Source organism: Pseudomonas sp. AS2.8 (genome assembly GCF_014190935.1).
Taxonomy (GTDB): domain Bacteria; phylum Pseudomonadota; class Gammaproteobacteria; order Pseudomonadales; family Pseudomonadaceae; genus Chryseomonas.
On record NZ_JACHVV010000004.1, the window covers coordinates 398,615 to 421,669 of the forward strand.

At 66.4% G+C, this 23,055-nt stretch carries 19 protein-coding genes; 13 read left to right on the top strand and 6 right to left on the bottom strand.

Annotated elements, in window-relative coordinates:
* Positions 1–123 precede the first annotated feature (123 nt).
* Positions 124–1,824: an urease subunit alpha gene (gene ureC, locus FHR73_RS18520; protein ID WP_183633195.1), complete on the top strand. Its 1,701-nt coding sequence runs from the start codon at positions 124–126 to the stop codon at positions 1,822–1,824.
* Between the two features lie 427 nt (positions 1,825–2,251).
* A complete protein-coding gene (locus FHR73_RS18525; RefSeq protein WP_183633359.1) occupies positions 2,252–2,782 on the top strand; it encodes an REP-associated tyrosine transposase in 531 nt (176 codons plus the stop codon).
* 210 nt (positions 2,783–2,992) lie between these two features.
* Here FHR73_RS18525 and FHR73_RS18530 read toward each other — a convergent pair whose 3' ends face one another.
* Entirely contained in the window at positions 2,993–4,399 is a 1,407-nt protein-coding gene (locus FHR73_RS18530; RefSeq protein WP_183633197.1) for an L-cystine transporter, read from the bottom strand.
* A gap of 221 nt (positions 4,400–4,620) precedes the next feature.
* On the opposite strand from FHR73_RS18530, the gene FHR73_RS18535 reads away from it, so the two are divergent.
* Complete coding sequence (locus FHR73_RS18535; RefSeq protein ID WP_133862181.1) at positions 4,621–4,950, top strand: hypothetical protein; 330 nt, start codon at positions 4,621–4,623, stop codon at positions 4,948–4,950.
* 81 nt (positions 4,951–5,031) lie between these two features.
* Positions 5,032–5,580: a glutathione peroxidase gene (locus FHR73_RS18540; RefSeq protein WP_183633199.1), complete on the top strand. Its 549-nt coding sequence runs from the start codon at positions 5,032–5,034 to the stop codon at positions 5,578–5,580.
* Between the two features lie 866 nt (positions 5,581–6,446).
* Here FHR73_RS18540 and azu read toward each other — a convergent pair.
* A complete protein-coding gene (gene azu / locus FHR73_RS18545) occupies positions 6,447–6,896 on the bottom strand; it encodes an azurin (RefSeq protein WP_183633201.1) in 450 nt (149 codons plus the stop codon).
* Between the two features lie 330 nt (positions 6,897–7,226).
* Here azu and FHR73_RS18550 point away from each other — a divergent pair, with 330 nt between their 5' ends.
* The 3 genes from FHR73_RS18550 (at position 7,227) to FHR73_RS18560 (ending at position 9,694) form a co-directional block, all read left to right on the top strand.
* The gene (locus tag FHR73_RS18550; protein ID WP_183633203.1) at positions 7,227–7,814 is read left to right on the top strand and encodes a TIGR00730 family Rossman fold protein; all 588 of its coding nucleotides are present in this window, start codon (positions 7,227–7,229) and stop codon (positions 7,812–7,814) included.
* Positions 7,815–7,914: 100 nt separating this feature from the next.
* Positions 7,915–8,772, top strand: a complete 858-nt coding sequence (locus FHR73_RS18555; RefSeq protein ID WP_183633205.1) for an SDR family oxidoreductase — start codon at positions 7,915–7,917, stop codon at positions 8,770–8,772.
* Between the two features lie 64 nt (positions 8,773–8,836).
* On the top strand, positions 8,837–9,694 hold the full coding sequence (locus tag FHR73_RS18560) for a glucose 1-dehydrogenase (protein ID WP_183633207.1): 858 nt from the start codon (positions 8,837–8,839) through the stop codon (positions 9,692–9,694).
* A 620-nt stretch (positions 9,695–10,314) separates the two neighbouring features.
* On the opposite strand, the gene FHR73_RS18565 is transcribed toward FHR73_RS18560, so the two are convergent.
* Both FHR73_RS18565 and quiC read right to left on the bottom strand, forming a co-directional pair.
* A complete protein-coding gene (locus FHR73_RS18565; protein WP_183633209.1) occupies positions 10,315–10,971 on the bottom strand; it encodes a TetR/AcrR family transcriptional regulator in 657 nt (218 codons plus the stop codon).
* A 54-nt stretch (positions 10,972–11,025) separates the two neighbouring features.
* Positions 11,026–12,927, bottom strand: a complete 1,902-nt coding sequence (gene quiC / locus FHR73_RS18570) for a 3-dehydroshikimate dehydratase QuiC (protein ID WP_183633211.1) — start codon at positions 12,925–12,927, stop codon at positions 11,026–11,028.
* Between the two features lie 448 nt (positions 12,928–13,375).
* Here quiC and FHR73_RS18575 point away from each other — a divergent pair, with 448 nt between their 5' ends.
* The 4 genes from FHR73_RS18575 to FHR73_RS18590 all read left to right on the top strand — a co-directional run bounded on the left by FHR73_RS18575 (position 13,376) and on the right by FHR73_RS18590 (position 19,837).
* Positions 13,376–14,773 carry an MFS transporter gene (locus FHR73_RS18575; RefSeq protein WP_183633212.1) on the top strand — a complete coding sequence of 466 codons (1,398 nt, stop codon included), beginning with the start codon at positions 13,376–13,378 and terminating at the stop codon, positions 14,771–14,773.
* 252 nt (positions 14,774–15,025) lie between these two features.
* On the top strand, positions 15,026–16,291 hold the full coding sequence (locus tag FHR73_RS18580) for an OprD family porin (protein ID WP_183633213.1): 1,266 nt from the start codon (positions 15,026–15,028) through the stop codon (positions 16,289–16,291).
* 114 nt (positions 16,292–16,405) lie between these two features.
* Positions 16,406–17,470 carry a PA0069 family radical SAM protein gene (locus tag FHR73_RS18585; RefSeq protein WP_183633214.1) on the top strand — a complete coding sequence of 355 codons (1,065 nt, stop codon included), beginning with the start codon at positions 16,406–16,408 and terminating at the stop codon, positions 17,468–17,470.
* Between the two features lie 549 nt (positions 17,471–18,019).
* Positions 18,020–19,837: a S9 family peptidase gene (locus FHR73_RS18590; RefSeq protein ID WP_183633215.1), complete on the top strand. Its 1,818-nt coding sequence runs from the start codon at positions 18,020–18,022 to the stop codon at positions 19,835–19,837.
* Here FHR73_RS18590 and aroD read toward each other — a convergent pair.
* Positions 19,832–20,695 (bottom strand): type I 3-dehydroquinate dehydratase, encoded by an 864-nt coding sequence (gene aroD, locus FHR73_RS18595; RefSeq protein ID WP_183633216.1) that lies wholly within the window; start codon positions 20,693–20,695, stop codon positions 19,832–19,834. The two genes, FHR73_RS18590 and aroD, sit on opposite strands and share 6 nt — an antisense overlap.
* A 133-nt stretch (positions 20,696–20,828) precedes the next feature.
* Between aroD and FHR73_RS18600 the strand changes: the two genes are divergently transcribed.
* The gene (locus FHR73_RS18600; protein WP_183633217.1) at positions 20,829–21,563 is read left to right on the top strand and encodes a DUF502 domain-containing protein; all 735 of its coding nucleotides are present in this window, start codon (positions 20,829–20,831) and stop codon (positions 21,561–21,563) included.
* On the opposite strand, the gene FHR73_RS18605 is transcribed toward FHR73_RS18600, so the two are convergent.
* Positions 21,560–22,357, bottom strand: a complete 798-nt coding sequence (locus FHR73_RS18605) for an SDR family NAD(P)-dependent oxidoreductase (protein ID WP_183633219.1) — start codon at positions 22,355–22,357, stop codon at positions 21,560–21,562. The genes FHR73_RS18600 and FHR73_RS18605 overlap by 4 nt on opposite strands.
* 153 nt (positions 22,358–22,510) lie before the next feature.
* Between FHR73_RS18605 and FHR73_RS18610 the strand changes: the two genes are divergently transcribed.
* Positions 22,511–22,954 carry a thiol-disulfide oxidoreductase DCC family protein gene (locus tag FHR73_RS18610; RefSeq protein WP_183633221.1) on the top strand — a complete coding sequence of 148 codons (444 nt, stop codon included), beginning with the start codon at positions 22,511–22,513 and terminating at the stop codon, positions 22,952–22,954.
* The last annotated feature ends 101 nt before the right edge of the window (positions 22,955–23,055 follow it).

Consider the following 23,055-nt stretch of genomic DNA (forward strand, 5'->3'; position numbering starts at 1 on the left):
ACCCGCTCCCAAGGGGAGAGGGTGCTCAAGAACAGACACCGAGCTCCCGCTCTTCCCCCTCTCCCTCCGGGAGAGGGTCGGGGCGAGGGCCAACCGGACCACCTATATTCGGGATCAACGCCTATGAAAATCTCCCGCCAAGCCTATGCCGACATGTTCGGCCCCACCACCGGCGACCGGGTGCGCCTGGCCGATACCGAGCTCTGGATCGAGGTCGAAGAAGACCACACCGTCTACGGCGAAGAAGTGAAATTCGGCGGCGGCAAGGTCATCCGCGACGGCATGGGCCAGAGCCAGCTGCTGGCGGCCGAGGTGGTCGACACCGTCATCACCAATGCGCTGATCGTCGACCACTGGGGCATCGTCAAGGCCGATGTCGGCCTCAAGCAGGGCCGCATCCACGCCATCGGCAAGGCCGGCAACCCGGACATCCAGCCCGGTGTCAGCGTGCCCATCGGCGCCGCCACCGAGGTCATCGCCGGCGAGGGCATGATCCTCACCGCCGGCGGCATCGACTCCCACATCCACTTCATCTGCCCGCAGCAGATCGAAGAGGCGCTCATGAGCGGCACCACCACCATGATCGGCGGCGGCACCGGGCCGGCCACCGGCACCTATGCCACCACCGTGACCCCCGGTCCCTGGCACATGGCGCAGATGCTCAAGGCCGCCGACGCCTTCCCGATGAACATCGGCTTTACCGGCAAGGGCAACGCCAGCCTGCCCGGGCCGCTGGAAGAGCAGGTGCGCGCCGGCGCCATCGGCTTGAAACTCCACGAGGACTGGGGCACCACCCCGGCCGCCATCGACAACTGCCTGGCGGTGGCCGATCGCTTCGACATCCAGGTGGCCATCCACACCGACACCCTCAACGAATCCGGTTTCGTCGAGACCACCCTGGGCGCCTTCAAGGGTCGCACCATCCACACCTACCACACCGAGGGTGCCGGGGGCGGCCACGCGCCGGACATCATCAAGGCCTGCGGCTTCCCCAACGTGCTGCCCAGCTCGACCAACCCGACGCGGCCCTTCACCAAGAACACCATCGACGAGCACCTGGACATGCTCATGGTCTGCCACCACCTGGACCCGAGCATCGCCGAGGACGTGGCCTTCGCCGAGAGTCGCATCCGCCGCGAGACCATCGCTGCCGAGGACATCCTCCACGACCTCGGCGCCTTCGCCATGATCAGCTCCGACAGCCAGGCCATGGGCCGCGTCGGCGAGGTCATCACCCGCACCTGGCAGACCGCCGACAAGATGAAGAAGCAGCGCGGCCCACTGCCCGAGGACGCCGCTGGCAACGACAACTTCCGGGTCAAGCGCTACATCGCCAAGTACACCATCAACCCGGCCATCACCCATGGCATCAGCCACGAGGTGGGTTCCATCGAAGTGGGCAAGTTCGCCGACCTGGTGCTCTGGCGCCCGGCCTTCTTCGGTGTGAAGCCAACGCTGATCCTCAAGGGCGGCGCCATCGCCGCGAGCCTGATGGGCGACGCCAACGCCTCCATCCCCACCCCGCAGCCGGTGCACTACCGCCCCATGTTCGGCAGCTACGCCGGCATGCTCCACGACACCAGCCTGACCTTCATCAGCCAGGCCGCCTTCGACGCCGGGGTTCCGGAGCAACTGGGGTTGAAGAAACGCATCGGCGTGGTCAAGGGCTGCCGCACCGCGCAGAAGAGCGACCTCATCCACAACGGCTACCTGCCGACCATCGAGGTCGATCCGCAGAACTACCAGGTCAAGGCCGACGGCCAGCTGCTCTGGTGCGAACCGGCCGAGGTGCTGCCGATGGCGCAGCGGTATTTCCTGTTCTAAAGGGGCCTGTTCTAACGAGGCACAGGGAATGTTGGGCTTCGCTGTGCTCAACCCAACCTACGCAAAGCGCTCCGTAGGTTGGGTTGAGGCGGCTCCATCGCCGAAGCCCAACGCGACAAAGCCCGGTTGGCATTCGTAGGTTGGGTTGAGGCAGCTTTACCGCCGAAGCCCGACACGACAAAGCCCGATTGGCATCCGTAGGTTGGGTTGAGGCAGCTTTACCGCCGAAGCCCAACACGACAAAGCCCGGTTGGCACCGTAGGTTGGGTTGAGGCAGCTCCATCGCCGAAGCCCAACACGACAAAGCCCGATTGGCATCCGTAGGTTGGGTTGAGGCAGCTTTACCGCCGAAGCCCAACACGCACAAGCTACTCATGAGCGCTGAAAAAGGCTCTAGAATGCGATTTTCCACTCACCAGGGACGGTGATCTTGGACTATCGACGCAGCCGCGCCACGGGCGGTACTTTCTTCTTCACGGTCAATCTCAATGACCGCTCAACCACCCTGCTCGTCGATCACATCGGCGCGCTGCGGCAGGCGATACGCCAGGTAAAGGCACGGCACCCCTTCGATATTCTCGCCATGGTGGTCTTGCCCGATCATCTTCACGCGCTCTGGCGTCTGCCAGAGGACGATGGGGACTACCCCCTGCGCTGGAGTCTGATCAAGGCTGCCTTCTCCCGTCAGCTACCGCCACTGGAGACGGTGCAGCTGTCGCGACGGCTGAAGCGCGAACGCGGCGTCTGGCAACGGCGCTATTGGGAGCACCGGATCCGCGACGAGCAGGATCTGCAGCGACATCTCGACTACATCCACTTCAATCCGGTGAAGCATGGCCATGCACGGAGCGCCGTGGAGTGGCCCCATTCCTCCATCCATCGCTATGTGCGAGCGGGCGTTTTGCCTGTGGACTGGGCAGGTCAGGCTGATCAGGAATGGGCGGTAGGAGAGCGTTGAAAGTGGGTCGTGTTGGGCTTCGCTTTCGCTCAGCACCAACCTACGGCGTCCGTAGGTTGGGTCGAGGCGGCTCCATCGCCGAAACCCAACGCGACAAAGCCCGGATGCCACCGTAGGTTGGGTTGAGGCAGCTCCATCGCCGAAGCCCAACGCACCTCAGCAGACATCGGGCACCGTTGGGCTTCGCTGCGCTCAACCCAACCTACGTATTCAGCCGCGACTGATCGGCGCGGCCGGGGCTTCGGCGCGGTCGTTGCGGTCGTAGGTGGCCTTGTCCAGCTGGCCCATCCAGCGGGCGGTCAGGGTGCCGGCGGTCATGGAGCCGTTGACGTTGAGGGCGGTGCGGCCCATGTCGATCAGGGGTTCGATGGACACCAGCAGCGCCACCAGGGTGACCGGCAGGCCGAGAGCCGGCAGCACGATCAGGGCGGCGAAGGTGGCGCCGCCGCCCACACCGGCCACGCCCGCCGAACTCAGGGTGACGATGCCGACCAGGGTGGCGATCCACAGCGGATCGAAGGGGTTGATCCCCAGGGTCGGCGCGACCATCACCGCCAGCATCGCCGGATAGAGGCCGGCGCAGCCGTTCTGGCCGATGGTGGCGCCGAAGGAAGCGGCGAAGCTGGCGATGGCCGGCGGCACGCCGAGGCGCTCGGTCTGGGCCTCGATGCTCAGCGGGATGGTCGCCGCGCTGGAACGGCTGGTGAAGGCGAAGCTCAGCACCGGCCAGACCTTGGGAAAGAAGCGCGCCGGCGACAGGCCGCTCAGGGTCAGCAGCAGCGCATGCACGCCAAAGAGGATACCGAGGCCCAGGTAGGAGGCGATCAGGAAGGTGCCCAGCTTGAGCACGTCCTGGGGACTGGCGGTGGCGACCATCTTGGTCATCAGCGCCAGCACGCCGTAGGGGGTGAGTTGCAGCAGCAGGCGCACCAGCTTCATCACCCAGGCCTGGAGCACGTCGATGCCGGCCAGCACCTTCTCGCCCCGCACCGGATCGTCGCGCTGCAGGCGCAGGGCGGCGACGCCGAGGAAGGCGGCGAAGATCACCACGCTGATGATGGAGGTGGGGTTGGCGCCGGAAAGATCGGCGAAGGGATTCTTCGGAATGAAGGACAGCAGCAGCTGCGGCACCGACAGGTCCGCCACCTTGCCGACATAGCTGTTCTGCAGCGCGGTCAGGCGCGCGGTCTCCTGGGCGCCCTGCACCAGGCCTTCGGCGCTCAGGCCGAACAGCCAGGTGACCAGCACCCCGACCAAGGCGGCGATGGCGGTGGTGAACAGCAGGGTGCCCAGAGTCAGCAGGCTGATGCGCCCCATGGATGAAGCCTCGCGCAGCCGCGCCACGGCGGCCAGGATGGAGGCGAACACCAGCGGCATGATGCTCATCTGCAGCAGTTGCACGTAGCCGTTGCCGACCAGGTTGAACCAGCCGATGGAGGTCTTGAGCACCGGGGCGTCATGCCCGTAGACGAGTTGCAGCACCAGGCCGAAGGCCACGCCCAGGGCGAGGCCGATGAAGACGCGCACGGCCAGGCTCCAGCCGGTGTTGCGGGTACGCGCCAGCAGGCCGAGCAGCACGGCGAAGGCGACGAGGTTGAGAACGAGAGGCAGATTCACACGAGGTCTCCGATACGGCGCCCGACGCGGCCGCCGGACGAAAAGGCGGCGATGGTAGCAGCTCGGGCCGACTCGGCTTAGATCGAGGTGCTATCACCTGATAACGGGAGGAGCGGTTCTATCGCCGGGGTGAACGGTGCCCGTCCCGGGGTTGGCGCTGCTAGAGTTCGTGTTGTCGGGAAACGATGCCCGGCAATGCCAACCCAAAAAGGAGTTATTCCATGCAACGTTTCGCCAAGCTCGCCGCTTCCTTCGCCCTCGCCGCCGCCGTCGCCGGCTGCACCGGCACCGCGATGAAGACGCAGAACCTGGATCCGTCGCAGTACACCGTCGTCGGTCATGGCGAAGGCAAGGCTACCGGTCTCATGATCCTGGGCTTCATCCCGGTCCAGCAGAACGACCGCTTCGTGCGCGCCCAGCAGGCCGCCATCAAGTCGCGCGGTGGCGATGCCCTGATCAACGCCCAGGTGCAGGAAAACTGGTTCTGGGCCTATGTCCTGAGCGGCTTCACCACCACCGTGTCCGGCGACGTGGTCAAGCTCAAGCGCTGAGTCCGGCCCGCTCGACCGACGCCGCCCATCGAGGCGGCGTTTTTGCGCTAGGCTGGTCGCTTCTTTCCGAGGAGGCCGACCATGACCGCGACCCTGATGAAACTCCCGCTGCAATCCATCGACGGCGAAACCCTGACCCTGGAACGCTACCTGGGCAAGGTGCTGCTGGTGGTGAACGTCGCCTCCAAGTGCGGCCTGACCAGCCAGTACGAAGGGCTGGAACGCCTCTATGAGGCCCAGCGCGAGCGCGGCCTGGAAGTGCTCGGCTTTCCCGCCAACGACTTCAAGCAGCAGGAGCCGGGCAGCGATGCCGAGATCAAGGAATTCTGCACCCTCACCTATGGCGTGCAATTCCCGCTGTTCGCCAAGCTCAGCGTCGTGGGTGAAGACAAGCATCCGCTCTATGACGAACTCACCCGCGCCCAACCCGAGGCCACCGGTGACGGTCCCTTCCGTGAGCGCATGGTGAGCCGTGGCGGCAATCCCAATCCCAAGCCCGAGGTGCTGTGGAATTTCGAGAAATTCCTGATCGGGCGGGATGGCGAGGTGGTGGGGCGCTTCGCGCCGGATGTGACGGCGGATGATCCGCGACTTCTGGAAGCCATCGAGGCGGAGTTGGCGAAGGGTTGAAGCCGCCCTGCCGGTAAAGGGCGAGGCGTGACCTGATTCGTAGGTTGGGTTGAGCGCCAGCGAAGCCCAACACTGCCAGGGTCAACCTTCAATATTGGTGCCCTAGCTGATTATCGAGTTTTGCTGGCACTTCTTGTTTCGCTCACCCGGGCGACTCACTTTTTTCAGTCGCGGCTGCGCGCCCTGGTCTACGCGTCCCGAACAAAAGTAAGCGAAAACGCTTGCCCCACGTTTCGGCGTCGCTCCAGGGGCGCGGCACGATGGGACGTCCTGCCTCGCATCCCTCTCCGCGACATCTGTGGTCGGCCTCACTGACGGGGACGGAGCGCAAGCCTGAGACTTTGGTGTTCTATGAATTTGTAGCGTGGAAAACCGCGAGGCGTTTTCCACAGGTGGGCACCGACACCTTCAGTGGACAAGGCTTCGCCGTTGTCCACGCTATGGGCTACGGGTGACGCGTTCTTCAACCAACACTTTCAGGCTAGCGAATCGCCCCGTTCAGCAGGGCGAACGCCAGTGTCGTGGAGTGGGTCGAGCCGCAGGGATGCGGCGATAGGCCTAACGGGCCATGGACGGCCCGTGTAGGCCGACCCCGGAACGGCGCTGGTATGAGCGGACCCGCAGCGCAGCGGAGGGCCGGATGGTGGGGCAAGCGTTTTTGGTTACTTTTGTTCGGGACGCGTAGTCCGGGGCGCGCAGCCGCGACTGGCAAAAGTGACTCGCCCGGGTGGGCGAAACAAAAGCCGTCAGAACACTCGATAACCCGCTAAGGGGTCTAATATCCAAAACGTTGGGCTTCGCTTGCGCTCAGCCCAACCTACGGTAAGTGCCTGGAGCTCCTGCGCGATCAGGCTATGACAGCATATCTACCCCCGCTGCAACACCCCGCGCATGGAGCCGAAATGTCCCGGGAAGGAACAGAAGAAGCTGTATTCCTTGCCCGCTTCCAGAGCCCCGGTATCGAAGGTCACCGAATCCTTCTCGCCACCACCTAACATCTTGGTATGGGCGATGATGCGTTCGTCGCCCTCGGGCAGGTAGCCCTTGTCTTCGCCCGCGTTCATGCCGGCGGCGTCGACGGCCGAGGCATCGGTGGAGCGGGTCAGCACCCAGTTATGGCCCATGACGTTCTTGGGCAGGCTGCCGTTGTGGATCAGTTCGACGGTAAAGGTCTTGCACGACGCCGGGACCTGGATCGAGGCGCGGCTGTAGGTCATCTGGTCGCCGGCTTCGATCTGGGTGGTACAGCTGTCGGCGGCCCAGGCGCCGGTACTTCCCAGGGCGAACAATGCGGCGGCAAAAAACGTGGATTTCATGAACCCTCCGGATGCGTGAAAGTCGCCAGTCAGACCGATGCGAGGGTGGCGGGTTCCAGCGGCCATGGCAAGGGAACGGCTTCGCTCTATCGCCTCCATCGAAACCTTTGCCAGGTCGCCTGGCCTTACCTCTGGGTACTATCCCTCCATCATCCGCCAGCCAAGGACGCCCGCCATGACCCTTACCGCCCTGCTGCACGAGTTGTTCGCCAACTATGCCCAGGCCGCCAGCGGCAATGCGCCGGAAGCGGCTTTCCTCGCGCGATGAGGATGCTTTGCTCCGACGGAGCGGGCGGCTAGGCTAGGCGCTTTGCCTGCCTAGGAGTCCCCATGTCGCTGAAAACCGTCTGTGTCTTCTGTGGCGCCAAGCCCGGTGCCTCGCCCGTCTTCGCCGAAGCGGCCGCGCACCTCGGGCGTACCCTCGCCGAGCGCGGCCTCACCCTGGTCTATGGGGGCGGCAAGGTCGGCCTGATGGGTGTGGTCGCCGATGCCGCCCTGGCGGCCGGTGGCGAAGTCATCGGCATCATTCCCCAGAGTCTCAAGACCGCCGAACTGGGCCATACGGGCTGCACCCGGCTGGAAGTGGTCGACGGCATGCATGCGCGCAAGGCGCGGATGGCCGAGCTGGCCGATGCCTTCATCGCCCTCCCCGGCGGCCTGGGCACCCTGGAGGAACTCTTCGAGGTCTGGACCTGGGGTCAGCTCGGCTATCACGCCAAGCCCATGGGCCTGCTGGAAGTCGACGGCTTCTATGCCCAGCTGGAGGGCTTCCTCGATCACCTGGTCGCCCAGGGCTTCGTCGCCGCGCCGCACCGCGCCATGTTGCAGGTGGAGGCCTCGCCAACGGCCCTGCTAGACGCCCTCGCCGCCTGGCGACCCACGGTGCCGCCGCGCTGGGCCGAAGCGGCACCCCGCTAGCGCCGGTACACCGCCCGTCCCGGGTCTCGAACCCTCGCCGCTTGTGGCCTGTCGGTACTGACAGGCCCGCAAAAGTCACATCAGCGACGAGGATTCTTCCATGACCGATTTCCCCAAAGCCCCCATGCCGGAACAGCAGCAGGACGTTCCCGGCCTGCAATCGCGCATGAATCCGGTGCCGGATTGCGGCGAGCAAAGCTACAAGGGTTCTGGCCGTCTGGCCGGCAAGAAGGCGCTGATCACCGGTGGCGACAGCGGCATCGGCCGCGCCGTGGCCATCGCCTTCGCCCGTGAGGGCGCCGATGTCGCCATCAGCTACCTGAACGAGCACGAAGACGCCGAGGACACCGCCCGCCTGGTGCGCGAAGCCGGACGCGAGGCGCTGCTGCTGCCGGGTTGCCTGTCCAAGCGTGAGCAATGCCTGGCAGTGGTGGACAAGACCGTGGCCGCCTTCGGCCGTATCGATGTTCTGGTCAACAACGCCGCCTTCCAGATGACCCACGAGACCCTCGACGAGATTCCCGACGACGAGTGGGTCTACACCTTCGATGTGAACATCACCGCCATGTTTCGCATCACCCAGGCCGCGGTGAAGCACATGGGCCCGGGTGGCTCCATCATCAACACCACCTCGGTGAATTCGGACATGCCGCGGCCGACGCTGCTGGCCTATGCCACCACCAAGGGCGCCATTGCCAACTTCACCGCCGGCCTGGCCCAGTTGCTCGGCGAGAAGGGCATCCGCGCCAACAGCGTGGCCCCCGGCCCCGTCTGGACCCCGCTGATCCCGGCCACCATGCCGCCGGAGCAGGTCAAGGAATTCGGTGGCAACACCCCGCTTGGCCGCCCCGGCCAGCCGGTGGAACTGGCGCCGGTCTACGTGATGCTGGCATCGGACGAATCCAGCTACACCTCGGGCGCGCGCATCGCCGTCACCGGCGGCAAGCCGATCCTCTGACCAGCCCTGCACCCCGGCACAGGCCGGGGTCGCCCCTTCTTTCTTCCGTATCCGGAGCCCTCTCGTGAGCGACCATCCCAAACCCCCGCTGAAACCCCAGCCCCAGACCTTTCCCGGCTCCGAAGCACGCATGGAGCCGCAGCCCGACAGTGGCGCCGAGACCTACCGCGGCTCGGGTCGCCTGGCAGGCAAGAAGACCCTGATCACCGGCGCCGACAGCGGCATCGGTCGCGCCGTGGCCATCGCCTTCGCTCGTGAGGGCGCCGATGTCGCCATCGCCTACCTGGACGAGCACGAGGATGCGCAGGAGACCGCCCGCCTGGTCACCGAAGCCGGACGCCAGGCCGTGCTGCTGCCGGGCGATCTGGCCGAACGCCAGACCTGCCTGGACGTGGTGCAGAAGACCGTCGAGGCCTTTGGCCGCATCGACGTGCTGGTCAACAACGCCGCCTTCCAGCAGGTGCGCGACAGCCTCGACGAGCTCCCCGACGAGGAATGGGTGCATACCTTCAACGTGAACATTCATGCCATGTTCCGCATCACCCAGGCGGCGGTGAAGCACATGCCGCGCGGCGGCTCCATCATCAACACCGCCTCGATCAACGCCGACATCGCCCCGCCGACCCTGCTGGCCTACTCGGCCACCAAGGGCGCCATCGCCAACTTCACCGCAGGCCTGGCACAGCTGCTCGGCGACAAGGGCATCCGCGCCAACAGCGTGGCCCCCGGCCCGATCTGGACGCCGCTGATCGTCAGTACCATGAAGCCCGACGAGCCGGAGCAGTTCGGTAGCAGCACACCGCTGGGCCGCCCTGGCCAACCAGTGGAACTGGCGCCGGCCTACGTGTTGCTGGCGTCCGATGAGGCGAGCTACATCTCCGGTGCCATGCTGCCGGTGACGGGCGGGATGCCGGTGCTCTAAGGGTTCTGCTGGGGTGCCTGGGCTTGCCCTCTCCCCGGCCCTCTCCCCGAGGGAGAGGGGGGTAGATAATTCCGTAGGTTGGGTTGAGCGCAGCGAAGCCCAACGTGGGGATATCCGGTAGCGTTGGGCTTCGACGGTGAAGCCGTCTCAACCCAACCTACGAGGCTTGCCCTCTCTCAGAGAGAAGATTGCTCAGCGTCCGCGTGGAAAGCGCTGCGCGGTTTTCCACCTTACATATCGGGGTTCGCCCTCTCCCCGAGGAGAGGGGGTAGGTCCGTAGGTTGGGTTGAGCGCAGCGAAGCCCAACGCGGGGTAGCCGGCGGCGTTGGGCTTCGACGATGAAGCTGTCTCAACCTAACCTACAAGGCTTGCCCTCTCTCAGAGGGAAGATTGCTCAGCGTCCGCGTGGAAAACGCTGCGCGGTTTTCCACCCTACATATCTGGGTTCGCCCTTTCCCCCAAGGGAGAGGGGGCAGGTCCGTAGGTTGGGTTGAGCGCAGCGAAGCCCAACGCGGGGGAGCCGGCGGTGTTGGGCTTCGACGATGAAGCTGTCTCAGCCCAACCTACGGGGGGCCACCCTGCCAATTCATGCCGGCGACCGGAAACCTCGGTCAAACGCCCTACGGCTGCAGGTAGCGCACCATGGCATCGCCGATCATGGTCTTGTGCCGGCGCAGCACGGCCGGTGCTTCCATGTCGATGTCGTGGATGTGGCCGAAGGTGTGCCGGTTGGAGACGCGATAGAAGCAGAACGAGCACATCAGCAGGTGCACATCCACCGCGTCCAGCCCGTTGCGGATCTCGCCGCTGGCTTCGCCGCGGGCGAGGATGCGGCGCAGGGCCTCCAGCGCCGAGGAGTTGAGGCTGGCGATGGTCTCGGACTGCGCCAGGTGGCGACCGCGATGGATGTTCTCGATGCTCACCACGCGGATGAAGTCGTCGTGGCTGCGGTGGTGCTCGAAGAGGAATTCCGCCAGGGTGCGGATCGCCTCCAGCGGCGGCAGGCGGTCCAGCGGCAGTTCGGCCTCGTTGCCGCGCACGTCGCTGTAGAGCTTTTCCAGCACCGTCAGGTAGAGCTGCTCCTTGCTGCCGAAGTAGTAGTAGATCATTCGCTTGGAGGTGTGGGTGCGCTCGGCGATGGCGTCCACCCGCGCACCGCTCAGCCCCAGGTCGGCGAACTCGGCCACGGCGGCGGCGAGGATGGCCTGGCGGGTCTTCTCGGGATTGTTCTTGCGCGGGGTACGCAGCGTGGGCGCGAGCGCCGGGGTGTCCTGCATCGGGCTGACTCTTGTCGAAGGAGAGGCGCGGGCACCCAGCGGTGCCCGCCTGGCTCAGAATTCCAGGGGCGCCGGGCGACCCTGGCGGGCCTGCAGCATGGCCGCCAGACGGACCGGGCTGTTGGCCGCACCATAGCCACTGTAATCCTTGCGCTGGAGGATTTCGAAGAAGAAACGGTCGGCGAAGGACTCGGTGTAGACGTGGAACAGCTCGCCACCCTGGGCATCGCGGTCGTAGAGGACGTTGTAGTAGGCCAGCCGACTGAGGAAGTCGTCGTCGAAATCGAAGCGCGCCCCCAGGTCGTCGTAGTAGTTCATCGGGATCTCCAGCAGGGGCACCCCGGCGGCCTTGGCCTGCTCCACCGCCTGGAAGATGTCCTGGCAGGCGAAGGCGATGTGGTGCACCCCCGAGCCGCGATAGCTAGACAGCGCCCGGGCGATGGCGGTGTTGCGATTCTCCGAGATGTTCAGCGCCAGGCGCACGCTGCTCTCGCGATTCTTCAGGGCGCGGCTCTTGACCAGGCCATAGGGGTCCGGGACCACCACCTCGTCGTCGGCGCTGAAGTCGAACAGGCTCTTGTAGAACAACACCCAGCTGTCCAGGGCATCGGCCGGCAGGGCGATGGCCACGTGGTCGACGTGGGTCAGCCCGAGGCCCCCACTGGCACCGGCGCTGACGTCGAAGTCGGTGTCGTAAAGGCTGCGGCCGTCCACGCCACGATCGGCGAGATAGATCAGGCTGCCATCGGGCGCCCGCACCGCCGGGATCTCCCGCTCGTTGGGGCCGACCAAGCCGCGATAGGGCTGCGCCCGGTACTGCTGGGCGCGCTCCAGGGCGGCCTGGCTATCCGGCACGCGCAGGGCCATGGCGCACAGCGAGGGGCCGTGGGCCTCGAAGAAGTTGTGGCCGAAGGAATAGGGTTCGGCGTTGAGCACCAGGTTGATCTCGCCCTGGCGCAGCAGGGTGACGTTCTTGGAGCGATGCCGCCCGGCCTGGGCGAAGCCCAGCTTGCCCAACCAGCGCGCCAGTTCGGCGCCATGGCCGTCGTCCACGGCGAATTCGAGGAATTCGGTGCCTTCCAGGCGCGGCGCCTCGGGCGGGGCGAACAGCGGCGCCGCCACCGGGGTCTCTTCGCGCTGCAGCCGCGCGGCGGTCTGCTCTTCCAGGTAGAGCAGGGATCTCAGGCCATCGGCGGCGGTGGCGCGGGTCTGGGCGGCACGGAAGCCGTCGTTGAAGATCTCCAGCGACAGCGGACCCTGGTAGCCGGTCTGCAGGATAGGCGCGAGGAAACCGGCCAGGTCGAACTCGCCCTGTCCCGGGAAGCAGCGGAAATGCCGGCTCCACTCCAGCACGTCCATCTGCAGCACGGGCGCATCGGCCATCTGCACGAAAAAGATCTTGTCCCCCGGGATCTGCGCGATGCCCGCCGGATCGCCACCGATGGACAGGGTATGGAAGCTGTCGAGCAGCACGCCGAGATTGGGATGATCGACCGCCTTCACCAGGCGCCAGACCTGCTGCCAGGTGTTGACGTGGCGGCCCCAGGCGAGGGCCTCGTAGCCGATGCGCAGCTCGCGCCGGGCGGCACGCTCGGCCAGCAGTTGCAGGTCGTCGGCGATCAGGCGCTCGTCGCCGAGGCTGTCGGCGGCGGTGTTGCTGCACACCAGGATCAGGTCGGTGCCCAGCTCCTGCATGAGGTCGAACTTGCGCTCGGCGCGGTCGAGATTGCGCTGCAGGCGCTCGCGGCGATTGCCCTCGAAGTCGCGGAATGGCTGGAACAGGGTGATGGCCAGCCCCAGGTCCTGGGCGCGCTGGCGGATCTCGCGCGGACTGGCCCCGGAATACAGCAGGTCGTTCTCGAAGATCTCCACACCGTCGAAGCCCGCCGCGGCGATGGCCTCGAGCTTTTCGGTCAGGGTGCCGCTGATGGATACGGTCGCGATGGAACGCTGCATGCCGGTGCTCCTGTGTTGAACGGCCACGCCGTCGGTCATGGCGGGCGGGGTGGCGCGGATCTGTCGGGTCTGGCACCGATTATTCGTGGCACCGCGTGGCCCAACAATGGATTATGTACGAACCGGTTAGTTTCTGTTCGCTGATCGAACATTTGGTCGTCCGGCGAATTGACCAGGCCCGGCAGCGCCTCGCACTATGGATCGCAGAGCCCAGCGCTCGTCGCTTCCGCCGCGTCGACCATAACAAGACAAACAAGAGTGTGCGTCCATGCCCCAGCTATCCACGTTATCCTGCGTCCCCCGTCTCGTCTGCAGTCCAACCGCGCTCAGTCGGCGACGGCCAGGCTAGGTCCTCCCGTCCTTTCCATCTTCGGCTCCCGCTGCCCGAGCGAGTTCGTGCGCGGCGCTGAAACCCTCCTGGCCTGACAATAAAATTCCGGAGACAACCATGGCCAATACCGCCTCCCCCACCCCCGGCTCCCAAGCCAAGAAAGCCACCGCGAGCGGCTGGATCGGCTCGGCGCTGGAATACTACGACTTCTTCATCTACGCCCAGGCGGCGGCGCTGATCTTTCCGCAGATCTTCTTCCCCTCCACCGATCCCAAGATGGCCATCGTCGCTTCCCTCGCCACCTATGGTGTGGGCTATCTGGCGCGGCCGGTCGGCGCCTTCGTGCTCGGGCACTGGGGCGATACCCGCGGTCGCAAGAACGTCCTGCTGCTGTGCATGTTCCTCATGGGCATCGCTACCATGGCCGTGGGCCTGCTACCCACCTACCACCAGATCGGCATTTTCGCGCCCATCCTGCTGGTGGTGCTGCGGCTGATCCAGGGCTTCGCCGTGGCCGGCGAGATCTCCGGAGCCAGCTCCATGGTGCTCGAACACGCACCCTTCGGGCGGCGCGGCTACTATGCGAGCTTTACCCTGCAGGGTGTCCAGGCCGGCCAGGTGATGGCCGCGGCGATCTTCCTGCCGCTGGCCTACTTCATGCCCGCCGACGCCTTCAACAGCTGGGGCTGGCGCATTCCCTTCCTGCTCAGCGCCTTCGTCCTGCTGGCCGGCTTCATCATCCGTCGCGAGGTCCATGAGACGCCCGCCTTCGTCAAGGAAGAAGCCAAGACCGGCACCGCCACCGTGGCCAGACGCTCGCCCATCGGCGAAGCCCTGACCACCAGCTGGAAGGCCATGATCCTGGTGGCGCTGATGGCGCTGATGAACGTCATCCCGGTGGTGGCCACCATCTTCGGCGCCGCCTATGCGGTGCAGCCGGCCTACGGCATCGGCTTCGACAAGAGCGTCTACCTGTGGATACCGGTGGTGGGTAACATCGTCGCCGTGCTGGTGATCCCCTTCGTCGGCAACCTCTCCGACCGTATCGGTCGCCGGCCGACCATGATCGGTGGCGCCCTGGGTTCGGGTCTGCTGGCCTTCGGTTACCTCTATGCCATCAGCATCCACAACCTGCCGCTGGCCTTCCTCATGTCGCTGCTGATGTGGGGCGTGGTCTACCAGGGCTACAACGCGGTCTTCCCGAGCTTCTACCCGGAGCAGTTCCAGACCCGCTACCGCGTCTCGGCCATGGCCATCGCCCAGAACATCGGCACCATGTTCACCGCCATGCTGCCGGCGCTGTTCACCCTGGTCGCCCCGCCCGGCACCGACAACATCTGGCTGGTGGTCGGCGGCCTGGCCTTCGGCGTGACCTGCCTGTCGGCCCTGGCGGCCTACCTGTCGCCGGAAACCTACCGGGTGCCCATGAGCGACCTGGGCAAGCCGGGCGCCGTGCAGATGGACAAGCACTCCTATGACACGGCCCGTCAGGACAGCCTCAAGGCCAGCGTCTGACCCCTCGCGAGCCCTCGCCTGGCGAGGGCTCCGCCCTGCTACCTTGGTAGCCTTGCCGTAAGACATACGTTGTCATATAACTAATCAGCCGAACGCCTCGGTCGCTGTTTTCCGATAATTCAAATAAGAAAGGAATCCCTCATGTCGCCTGCACCCTCCTAGCCGTACCTCGCACCACCGCCCGACCCGCCCTCGTCAGATGCCGCCCCCGCGCCGGCAGGGCACCCCTTACCTACAAGAACAAGGAACACCATGAGCACTCGACTCGCTTCCGGCCGGCTCGCCCGTGCCTGCGCCGCCTTCGCCGCCCTCGCCAGCACCACACCGCTGTGGGCCGCGGACGGCTTCCTCGAAGGCACCAAGGCCACTCTCAACCTGCGCAACTTCTACTTCAATCGCAACTTCGTCGATCCGGCCTACACCGCGCAGAACAAGGCCGAGGAATGGACCCAGAGCTTCATCTTCGGCCTGACCTCCGGCTACACCCAGGGTCCGGTGGGCTTCGGCATCGATGCCCTGGGGCTCTATTCGGTCAAGCTCGACGGTGGCGCCGGCACCTATGGCACCCAGCTGCTGCCGACTCATGCCGGCAACGAGCCGGCCAAGGATTTCGGCCGCCTGGCGGTGGCCGCCAAGGCCAAGGTCTCCAAGACCGATATCAAGGTCGGCGAGTGGTTCGCCGTGCTGCCGATCCTCAGGTCCGACGACGGCCGCTCGCTGCCGCAGACCTTCCAGGGCGCGCAGATCCACTCCACCGAGTTCCAGAACCTGGAGCTCTGGGGTGGGCAGATGCGGCAGAACAGCCCGCGCAACGACGCCAGCATGGAAGACATGTTCATGCAGGGTCGTGCCAATGCCACCTCCGATCGCTTCAACTTCGTCGGCGGCGAATACAAGTTCAACGAGAAGCGCACCCAGATCGGCCTCTGGTACGCCCAGCTCGAAGACATCTACAATCAGAAGTTCATCAACCTGATCCACTACCAGCCGGTAGGCAGCTGGACCCTGGGCGCCAACCTCGGCTACTTCATCGGCGACGACGACGGCTCGGCCCGCGCCGGTGCCCTGGACAACCGCACCGCCTATGCGCTGCTCTCGGCCAAGCAGGGCGGCGGCACCTTCTATGTCGGCCTGCAGCGCGTCAGCGGCGACAGCGCCTGGATGAGGGTCAACGGCACCAGCGGCGGCACCCTGGCCAACGACAGCTACAACTCCAGCTACGACAATGCCCGGGAGCGCTCCTGGCAGGTGCGCTACGACCACAACTTCGCCGCCTTCGGCGTGCCGGGTCTGACCCTGATGAATCGCTACCTCAGCGGCGACAACGTGCACACCGGCACCATCACCGACGGCAAGGAATGGGGTCGCGAATCCGAGGTGCAATACGAGGTGCAGAGCGGTCCGCTGAAGAAGCTGCTGATCCGCTGGCGCAACTCCAGCATGAGGCGCGACTACAGCGCCAGCGGCTCCTTTGACGAAAACCGCATCATCCTCAACTACCCGATTTCGGTACTGTAGGACGCCGGTTCGCGGCTGGCTGGGCGGCCGTTCCGCCCGCCCAGCAGACCGCCGCCGCTTGCCCGGATCGCCCAGGCCTTATACTGTACAAAGATACAGCAAAGAGGCCTCGACATGACCCAGCCCCAGCGCCCGCCACGGGGTCGTGGCACCGCCAGCAATCCGCATAATCGCTTTGCCGCGACCCGCAGCGAGGCCGAGCACGATGGCTGGTACGAGGACGCCACCCCGCTGACTTTTACCACTGCCGTCCGCCAGGAAACGGCCAAGACGGTGATCAGCCGCAACCAGTCGCCGGATGTCGGCTTCGATCGCTCGGTGAATCCCTATCGCGGCTGCGAGCATGGCTGCATCTACTGTTTCGCCCGCCCCTCCCACGCCTACTGGGACCTCTCGCCCGGTATCGACTTCGAAACCCAGCTGATCGCCAAGACCAATCTGGCCGAGCGGCTGGAGGCGGAGCTGAGCAAGCCGGGCTACCAGCCGCAGCCCATCGCCCTGGGCATCAATACCGATGGCTACCAGCCCATCGAGCGGCAATACCAGCTGACGCGCCAGGCGCTGGAGATCCTGCTGCGCTACCGCCATCCGGTGACCCTCATCACCAAGAGCGCGCTGATCCTGCGCGACCTGGATCTGCTGACGCAACTCGCCGAGCGCAACCTGGTGCGCGTGGCCTTCAGCCTCACCACGCTGGACGACGAACTCAAGCGCATCCTCGAACCCCGCACCGCGGCGCCCCAGGCCCGACTGCGGGCCATGCGCACCCTGCACGAGCACGGCGTGCCGGTGAGTGCCCTGCTGGCGCCGATGATTCCCATGATCAACGACCATGAACTGGAAGCCCTGCTGGAGGCGGCCCGCGACCACGGCGCCCGCTCGGCCGGCTATACGCTGTTGCGACTGCCGCTGGAGATCGTCGAGCTGTTCGAGGAATGGCTGCAGACGCACTTTCCCGAGCGCGCCGCCCATGTGATGAGCCTGATCCGGCAGTCGCGCGGCGGGAAGAACTACGACAGCCGTTTCGGCATCCGCATGAAGGGCGAGGGCCAGTTCGCCGACCTGCTGGCCCAGCGCTTTCGCCTGGCACGCCGCCGCTTCGGCCTGGAGCGCCGCGAGGGCGAAGGCCTGGACTGCAGCCAGTTCGCCCCGCCGGGAGAGCAGTTGGGGCTGTTCTAGCACGGGCGTCGAACGGGCTCCCCTCACCCCAGCGCTCTCCCAGAGGGAGAGGAAGAAAGGCGACGCACGCCTCGCAGGTTGGGTTGAGCGCAGCGAAGCCCAACAGCCTGACACCCTCACCCCAACCCTCTCCCAAGGGGAGAGGGGGAAAGGCGGCACGCGCCCCGTAGGTTGGGTTGAGCGCAGCGAAGCCCAACAGCCTGACACCCTCACCCCAACCCCTCCCAAAGGGAGGAGGGGAAAAGCGGCATGCGCCCCGTAGGTTGGGTTGAGCGCAGCGAAGCCCAACAGCCTGACACCCTCACCCCAACCCTCTCCCAAGGGGAGAGAGTGAAAAGCAGCACGCCCCCCGTAGGTTGGGTTGAGCGCAGCGAAGCCCAACGATGTAACCACCCTCACCCCAACCCTCTTCCAAAGGGAGAGGGGGAAAGGCGACGCAGCCTCGCAGGTTAGGTTGAGCGCAGCGAAGCCCAACAGCGTGGCATCCCTCACCCAACCCTCCCCACCCAGCTGCTAGGCTAAACGGCTGTGCCTATCTCTGGAGTCGCCATGACCGCCCCTACCCCGCTCACGCCGGCCCAGGCCGTTGCCGCCGGTATCGACTTCGCCGAGCTCAAGGTCGATGCCAGCGGCCTCTACTGGAGCCAATACGATCCCACCGATGGCGCCACCCGCCTCTGGGTCCGCGAGGCCGGCGCCGCGCCGCGTTGTCTCACGCCGGCGGGGTTCAGCCTGCGCAGCAAGGTCTACGAATACGGCGGCGGCGCCCTCTGCCTGGGCGACCAGGGACCGCTGTTCGTCAACGAAGCCGACCAGGCGGTCTATCGCCAGCCGCGGGATGGCGGCGCGCCCGAATGGCTGGCCGGAGGCGAGGCCTGGCGCTACGGCGATCTGCACTGGGATGGTGTCCGGCAGCAGGTGCTGGCCATCGAGGAGGATCGCCGCGAGCAGCCGCCGCGCCATCGCCTGGTCGCCCTGAGTGCCGGTGGCGCACGCCAGGTGCTGGCCGAGGGTGCGGATTTCTATGCCGCACCGCGCACCAGCGCCGACGGCCGCCGCCTGGCCTGGATCGAGTGGGACCGGCCCCACCAGCCCTGGACCCGTACCCGGCTGCTGACGGCGACGCTGGATACCGCAGGACGCCCCGGTGCACCCACCGTCGTGTCGGCCGATCCTGACGAATCATTGCAACAACCGCTGTTCGATAGCGAGCAGCGGCTCTGGGCGCTGAGCGATCGCCAGGGCTGGTGGCAGCCCTGGTGCGAAACCGTGGAAGGCTTCGCGCCCCAGGAGGCACCTGCGGCGGATCACGCCGCGGCGCCCTGGCAACTGGGCGGTGCCAGCTGGTTGCCGACGGCGGAAGGTTGGCTGGCGACCTGGCAGGAAGGCGGCTTCGGCGTGCTCGGCGAGCGCCGGGCCGCGGGCGAGACCCGGCGCCTGGCCGCGGACTTCAGCCGTTTCCGCGGGCTGGCCCTGGACGACAGCCATTGCTACTGCATCGCCGCGGCGCCCACGCGTCCTTCGGCGGTGCTGGCCATCGACCGTCAGAGCGGCGCGGTGGAGATCGTCACCGGCGGCGTCGCGCCCCTGGGCGATAGCGCCATCGTCGCACCCCGGCCGCTGAGCTATCCCAGTGGCGACGGCCAGGCCCAGGGCTTTCTCTATCTGCCGGAACGGCACGGCGAGGGCCCGCCGCCGCTGCTGGTCAGCATCCACGGCGGCCCTACTTCCTGCACCTATCCGGTGTTCGATGCGCGCATCCAGTTCTGGGTGCGCCAGGGCTTCGCCGTGGCCGATCTCAACTATCGCGGCAGCAGCGGCCACGGCCGGGCCTACCGCCAGGCGCTGCACCTGCGCTGGGGCGAGGTGGACGTCGAGGACGCCTGCGCGGTGGTCGACCACCTGGGCACCCAGGGCCTGGTGGACCCGACACGGGCCTTTATCCGTGGCGGCAGCGCCGGCGGCTACACGGTGCTCTGCGCCCTGGCCTTCCGCGACGTCTTTCGCGCCGGTGCCAGCCTCTATGGCGTCAGCGATCCCCTGGCGCTGGCCAAGGTCACCCACAAGTTCGAGGCCGACTACCTGGACTGGCTGATCGGCGATCCCGAAGCCGATCGCGCGCGCTACGAGGCGCGGACGCCGCTGCTGCATGCCGAGGGCATCCAGGCGCCGGTGATCTTCCTGCAGGGCCTCAAGGACGCTGTGGTGGTTCCCGCCCAGACCGATGCCATGGCCGCGGCCCTGGAGGCACGCGGCATACCGGTGGTGGTCAGGCGCTATCCCGACGAGGGCCACGGCTTTCGCCAGGCGGCCAACCAGGCGGACGCCCTGGAACAGGAAGCCGCCTTCTATCATCGCTGGCTATGAAGAGGACTGGCGCGCCTGGTGCAGCGCCTCGAGCGTCTGGTGCAGGACGTCGGCCTCGATCTGGCCAGGGGCCGACGCCTGTCCCTGGCTGCCAAAGGTGAGGGCGCTGCCGAAGGTTTCGCCCGCCAGGCGGGAGACGGTACCGGTACCGCCCATGGCCATGATGAGCAGCGGCCGGGGGCTGCGCTCGTGCATGTTCCAGGTCACCTGCAGCAGGCGGGCGACGTCGCCGCCGTCATGGGGCATCACTGCCAGCTTGAGGATGTCGGCGCCCAGGGCTTGTTGGCGCTGCAGCCGCTTCAGCATGTCGGCATTGCTCGGAGTGCCCTGGAAATCATGGCTGGAGAGGATCACCTTGGCTCCGGTCTTGTGCGCTTCCACCACCAGCGCCTTGATGCTGCGCTCGTCGCGCCGCATCTCCACATCGATCAGGTCGGCGAAGCCTGCCTGCAGCAGCTTGCCGTAGAGCGCCGCGTAGGCCGCGTCATCCAGCTCGCCGGCGCCGCCTTCGCGCTTGGACCTGAAGGTCAGCAGCAGCGGCTTGCCGCCCAGTGCCTGCACCAGTTGCCGCCCTAGGGCAGCAACCTGGTCGGCGTCCGTGGCGAAAGTCAGGAGGTCGAGGCGCAATTCCAGGATGTCGACCGCCGTGGACCCGGCGGCGGCATGGCCCTGCTCCAGCACCTGCTCGGCGGTCTTGCCGGAGGTGGAGACGATGACCTTGGGACGCCCTGCGCCTATGGGCAGATCGCGGACCTGCACCACCTGGGTGGCGGCCTGTACCGGAGTGGACAGCGCCCAGCCGGCGCACAGGGCGAAGGGTAGCGCCGCGAGGAGTAGCGGGCGAAGCTTGAGGGGCATGGCAGGACTCCAGAACGCGAAGGGATTGTCTACGAGACCGACAAACCCCTCGCCGAGTGCCCCTCGGCGAGGGTGTGACGGGCGCTGATCGCACGGCTCGCGTAGACTGGCACTTTAGCCGTCGAGTCCTTGCATGCCCTTCGTTCGCCGCGGTATCGAAAGCATCGTCTCCACCTGGCTGGCCGGCCTGCTGCTGCTCCTGCCGCTGGTGCTGACCCTGGCGCTGATCGGCTGGATCGTCAGTTTCCTCAATGGCCTGATCGGACCCAACACCACTCTGGGCCGGTTGTTCGTGGCGGTCGGTCATCCCTTCGTCGGCAATTCCATGGCGGCCTATGGCCTCGGCACCCTGCTGCTCCTGGTGCTGCTCTATCCGCTGGGGCTGGCGGTCAAGCTGGGCCTGCGCCGGCCGCTGGGCTGGTTCGCCGACATGACCTTTCGCCGCATTCCGGTGGTGGGCAAGCTCTATGGCCTGGCCGAGCGCTTCGTCGAATTGCTCGATCGCAAGGAGGGCGGAGCGGACATCCGCGCCATGAGTCCGGTGTGGTGCTTCTTCGGGGGTCAGGGCGTGGCAGTGCTGGCACTGCTGCCCAATCCGGCGGTGATCGACATCGAGGGTCGCCACTATCACGCCGTGCTGGTGCCTTCGGCGCCGGTACCCGTGGGTGGCGGGCTGCTCTATGTGCCGGTGGACTGGGTGAAGCCGGCGGACATGGGCATCGACATGTTCACCAGCATCTATGTCTCCATGGGCATCACCCTGCCGCCGGTGGTCAAGGACCGCCAGGTGGAATTCATTCCCCTGGAAGAAGCCGTGCGCCGCCAGCAGGAAAACGGGACGGCCGAGGAGCCGCCCCGCCAGCCTTAGTTCTGCACCGCCTGGACCGAGCCGCCATCCACGCGCAGGTTGCTGCCGTTGATGAAGGAGGCGCGCTCGGACACCAGCAGGGCGATGGCCGCGGCCACCTCTTCCACCTTGCCGCGGCGCTTCTGCACGATGCCGGGCCGCTCTTCGTCGAGGAAGCTTTCGATGGCTTCTTCGAAGGAGACGCCCTTTTCCTTGGCGCGCTTTTCCATCATACCGTCGGTCATGCCGGTCTCGATGAAGGCCGGCGACACGGTGTTGCACAGCACGCCGTGGGCCGCTTCCTTGTACGACAGGTTCTTGATGAAGGCGGCCAGGGCGGCCTTGGCCACGTTGTAGACGGCCTCTTCCCAATAGGGCTGGACGGCGTTTTCCGAGGTGATGCAGACGAAGCGACCCCAGCCGCGCTTGCGCATGCGCGGGATGGCGGCGCGGCCGACGCGCACGGCGGAAAAGAAGTCGGTGGCCCAGGCTTCCTCGTAGTCGGCATCGGCCAGTTCCAGGGGATCGCCCTTGGCGCCGGTGACGCCAGCGGTGTGCACCACGATGTCGATCTGGCCGAAGCGGGATTCACCCTGCTCCACCAGTTGGTCCACCGCGGCCTGGTCGGTCATGTCGGCAGCGATCAGCAGCGTATCGCTCGGCAGGCCCTTGGCCGCCTCTTCCAGCTTGCCCTGCTCCAGGTCGGAGAGCACCAGCCTGACGCCCTCCTCGGCCAGCAGCTTCGCCGTGGCCAGACCCATGCCACCGCTGGCACCCGTGATAAGGGCGACGCGCCCCTTGATTCCCAGATCCATACCGACCTCGCTGATTGATTGCGTACAGTGCCGTCATCCGGCGTCTCTGATTCCGACTCGCCACGAGGCGCCGTTGCGCTTACCGTTCGGCGGAAAGCGCAACGGCAGCCCTGCCTGCCGGTCCAGATAGGCAAGACCCTTGGGAAGTTCACGATGCACGCACCCCGCCTGCCCCTGACCCTCTTTCACGACGGCGCCTGTCCGCTGTGCGCCCGCGAGATCGCCTGGCTACGGCGCCACGCCGACCCCAGCCATCTGCAGCTGGTGGACCTGGCCGCGCCGGACTACCCGAGCCAGGCGCCGGCCGATGCCCCGCCGCGCCAGGCCATGCTCGACCTGCTGCACGCCCGGGACGCCGACGGCCGCTGGTTCAAGGGCCTCGATGCCACCTACTGGAGCTGGCGCACCGCCGGCCTCGGTCACTGGGCGCGGCCGCTGGCCTGGCGCCCGTTGCGGCCCCTGCTGGAACTGGGCTATCGCCTGTTCCTCAAGCTGCGCCCGGGTCTGACCTGGCTGCCCCATCCCGAGGGCAGTCGGCGGTGCCAGGATGACGTCTGCACCCTGGACGAGCCGCGCGACCGCTCGCGCCGGGGCTGACGCCAGCGCTCGCCCGCCACCGCTTCAGTCCCGAAGAAAGGCGGGTGAACCCTGCTGGCATCCAGCCAGGGTTCGCCTGCAGGCGCGTCTCGGCTAAACTG

Excerpts from the sequence above, each read along its gene's own strand:
- ureC (WP_183633195.1), top strand. The coding sequence starts at position 124 with ATGAAAATCTCCCGCCAAGCCTATGCCGACATGTTCGGCCCCACCACC.
- FHR73_RS18535 (WP_133862181.1), top strand. The coding sequence starts at position 4,621 with ATGCAACGTTTCGCCAAGCTCGCCGCTTCCTTCGCCCTCGCCGCCGCC.
- FHR73_RS18540 (WP_183633199.1), top strand. The coding sequence starts at position 5,032 with ATGACCGCGACCCTGATGAAACTCCCGCTGCAATCCATCGACGGCGAA.
- azu (WP_183633201.1), bottom strand. The coding sequence starts at position 6,896 with ATGAAATCCACGTTTTTTGCCGCCGCATTGTTCGCCCTGGGAAGTACC.
- FHR73_RS18550 (WP_183633203.1), top strand. The coding sequence starts at position 7,227 with ATGTCGCTGAAAACCGTCTGTGTCTTCTGTGGCGCCAAGCCCGGTGCC.
- FHR73_RS18555 (WP_183633205.1), top strand. The coding sequence starts at position 7,915 with ATGACCGATTTCCCCAAAGCCCCCATGCCGGAACAGCAGCAGGACGTT.
- FHR73_RS18565 (WP_183633209.1), bottom strand. The coding sequence starts at position 10,971 with ATGCAGGACACCCCGGCGCTCGCGCCCACGCTGCGTACCCCGCGCAAG.
- quiC (WP_183633211.1), bottom strand. The coding sequence starts at position 12,927 with ATGCAGCGTTCCATCGCGACCGTATCCATCAGCGGCACCCTGACCGAA.
- FHR73_RS18575 (WP_183633212.1), top strand. The coding sequence starts at position 13,376 with ATGGCCAATACCGCCTCCCCCACCCCCGGCTCCCAAGCCAAGAAAGCC.
- FHR73_RS18580 (WP_183633213.1), top strand. The coding sequence starts at position 15,026 with ATGAGCACTCGACTCGCTTCCGGCCGGCTCGCCCGTGCCTGCGCCGCC.
- FHR73_RS18585 (WP_183633214.1), top strand. The coding sequence starts at position 16,406 with ATGACCCAGCCCCAGCGCCCGCCACGGGGTCGTGGCACCGCCAGCAAT.
- FHR73_RS18590 (WP_183633215.1), top strand. The coding sequence starts at position 18,020 with ATGACCGCCCCTACCCCGCTCACGCCGGCCCAGGCCGTTGCCGCCGGT.
- aroD (WP_183633216.1), bottom strand. The coding sequence starts at position 20,695 with ATGCCCCTCAAGCTTCGCCCGCTACTCCTCGCGGCGCTACCCTTCGCC.
- FHR73_RS18600 (WP_183633217.1), top strand. The coding sequence starts at position 20,829 with ATGCCCTTCGTTCGCCGCGGTATCGAAAGCATCGTCTCCACCTGGCTG.
- FHR73_RS18605 (WP_183633219.1), bottom strand. The coding sequence starts at position 22,357 with ATGGATCTGGGAATCAAGGGGCGCGTCGCCCTTATCACGGGTGCCAGC.
- FHR73_RS18610 (WP_183633221.1), top strand. The coding sequence starts at position 22,511 with ATGCACGCACCCCGCCTGCCCCTGACCCTCTTTCACGACGGCGCCTGT.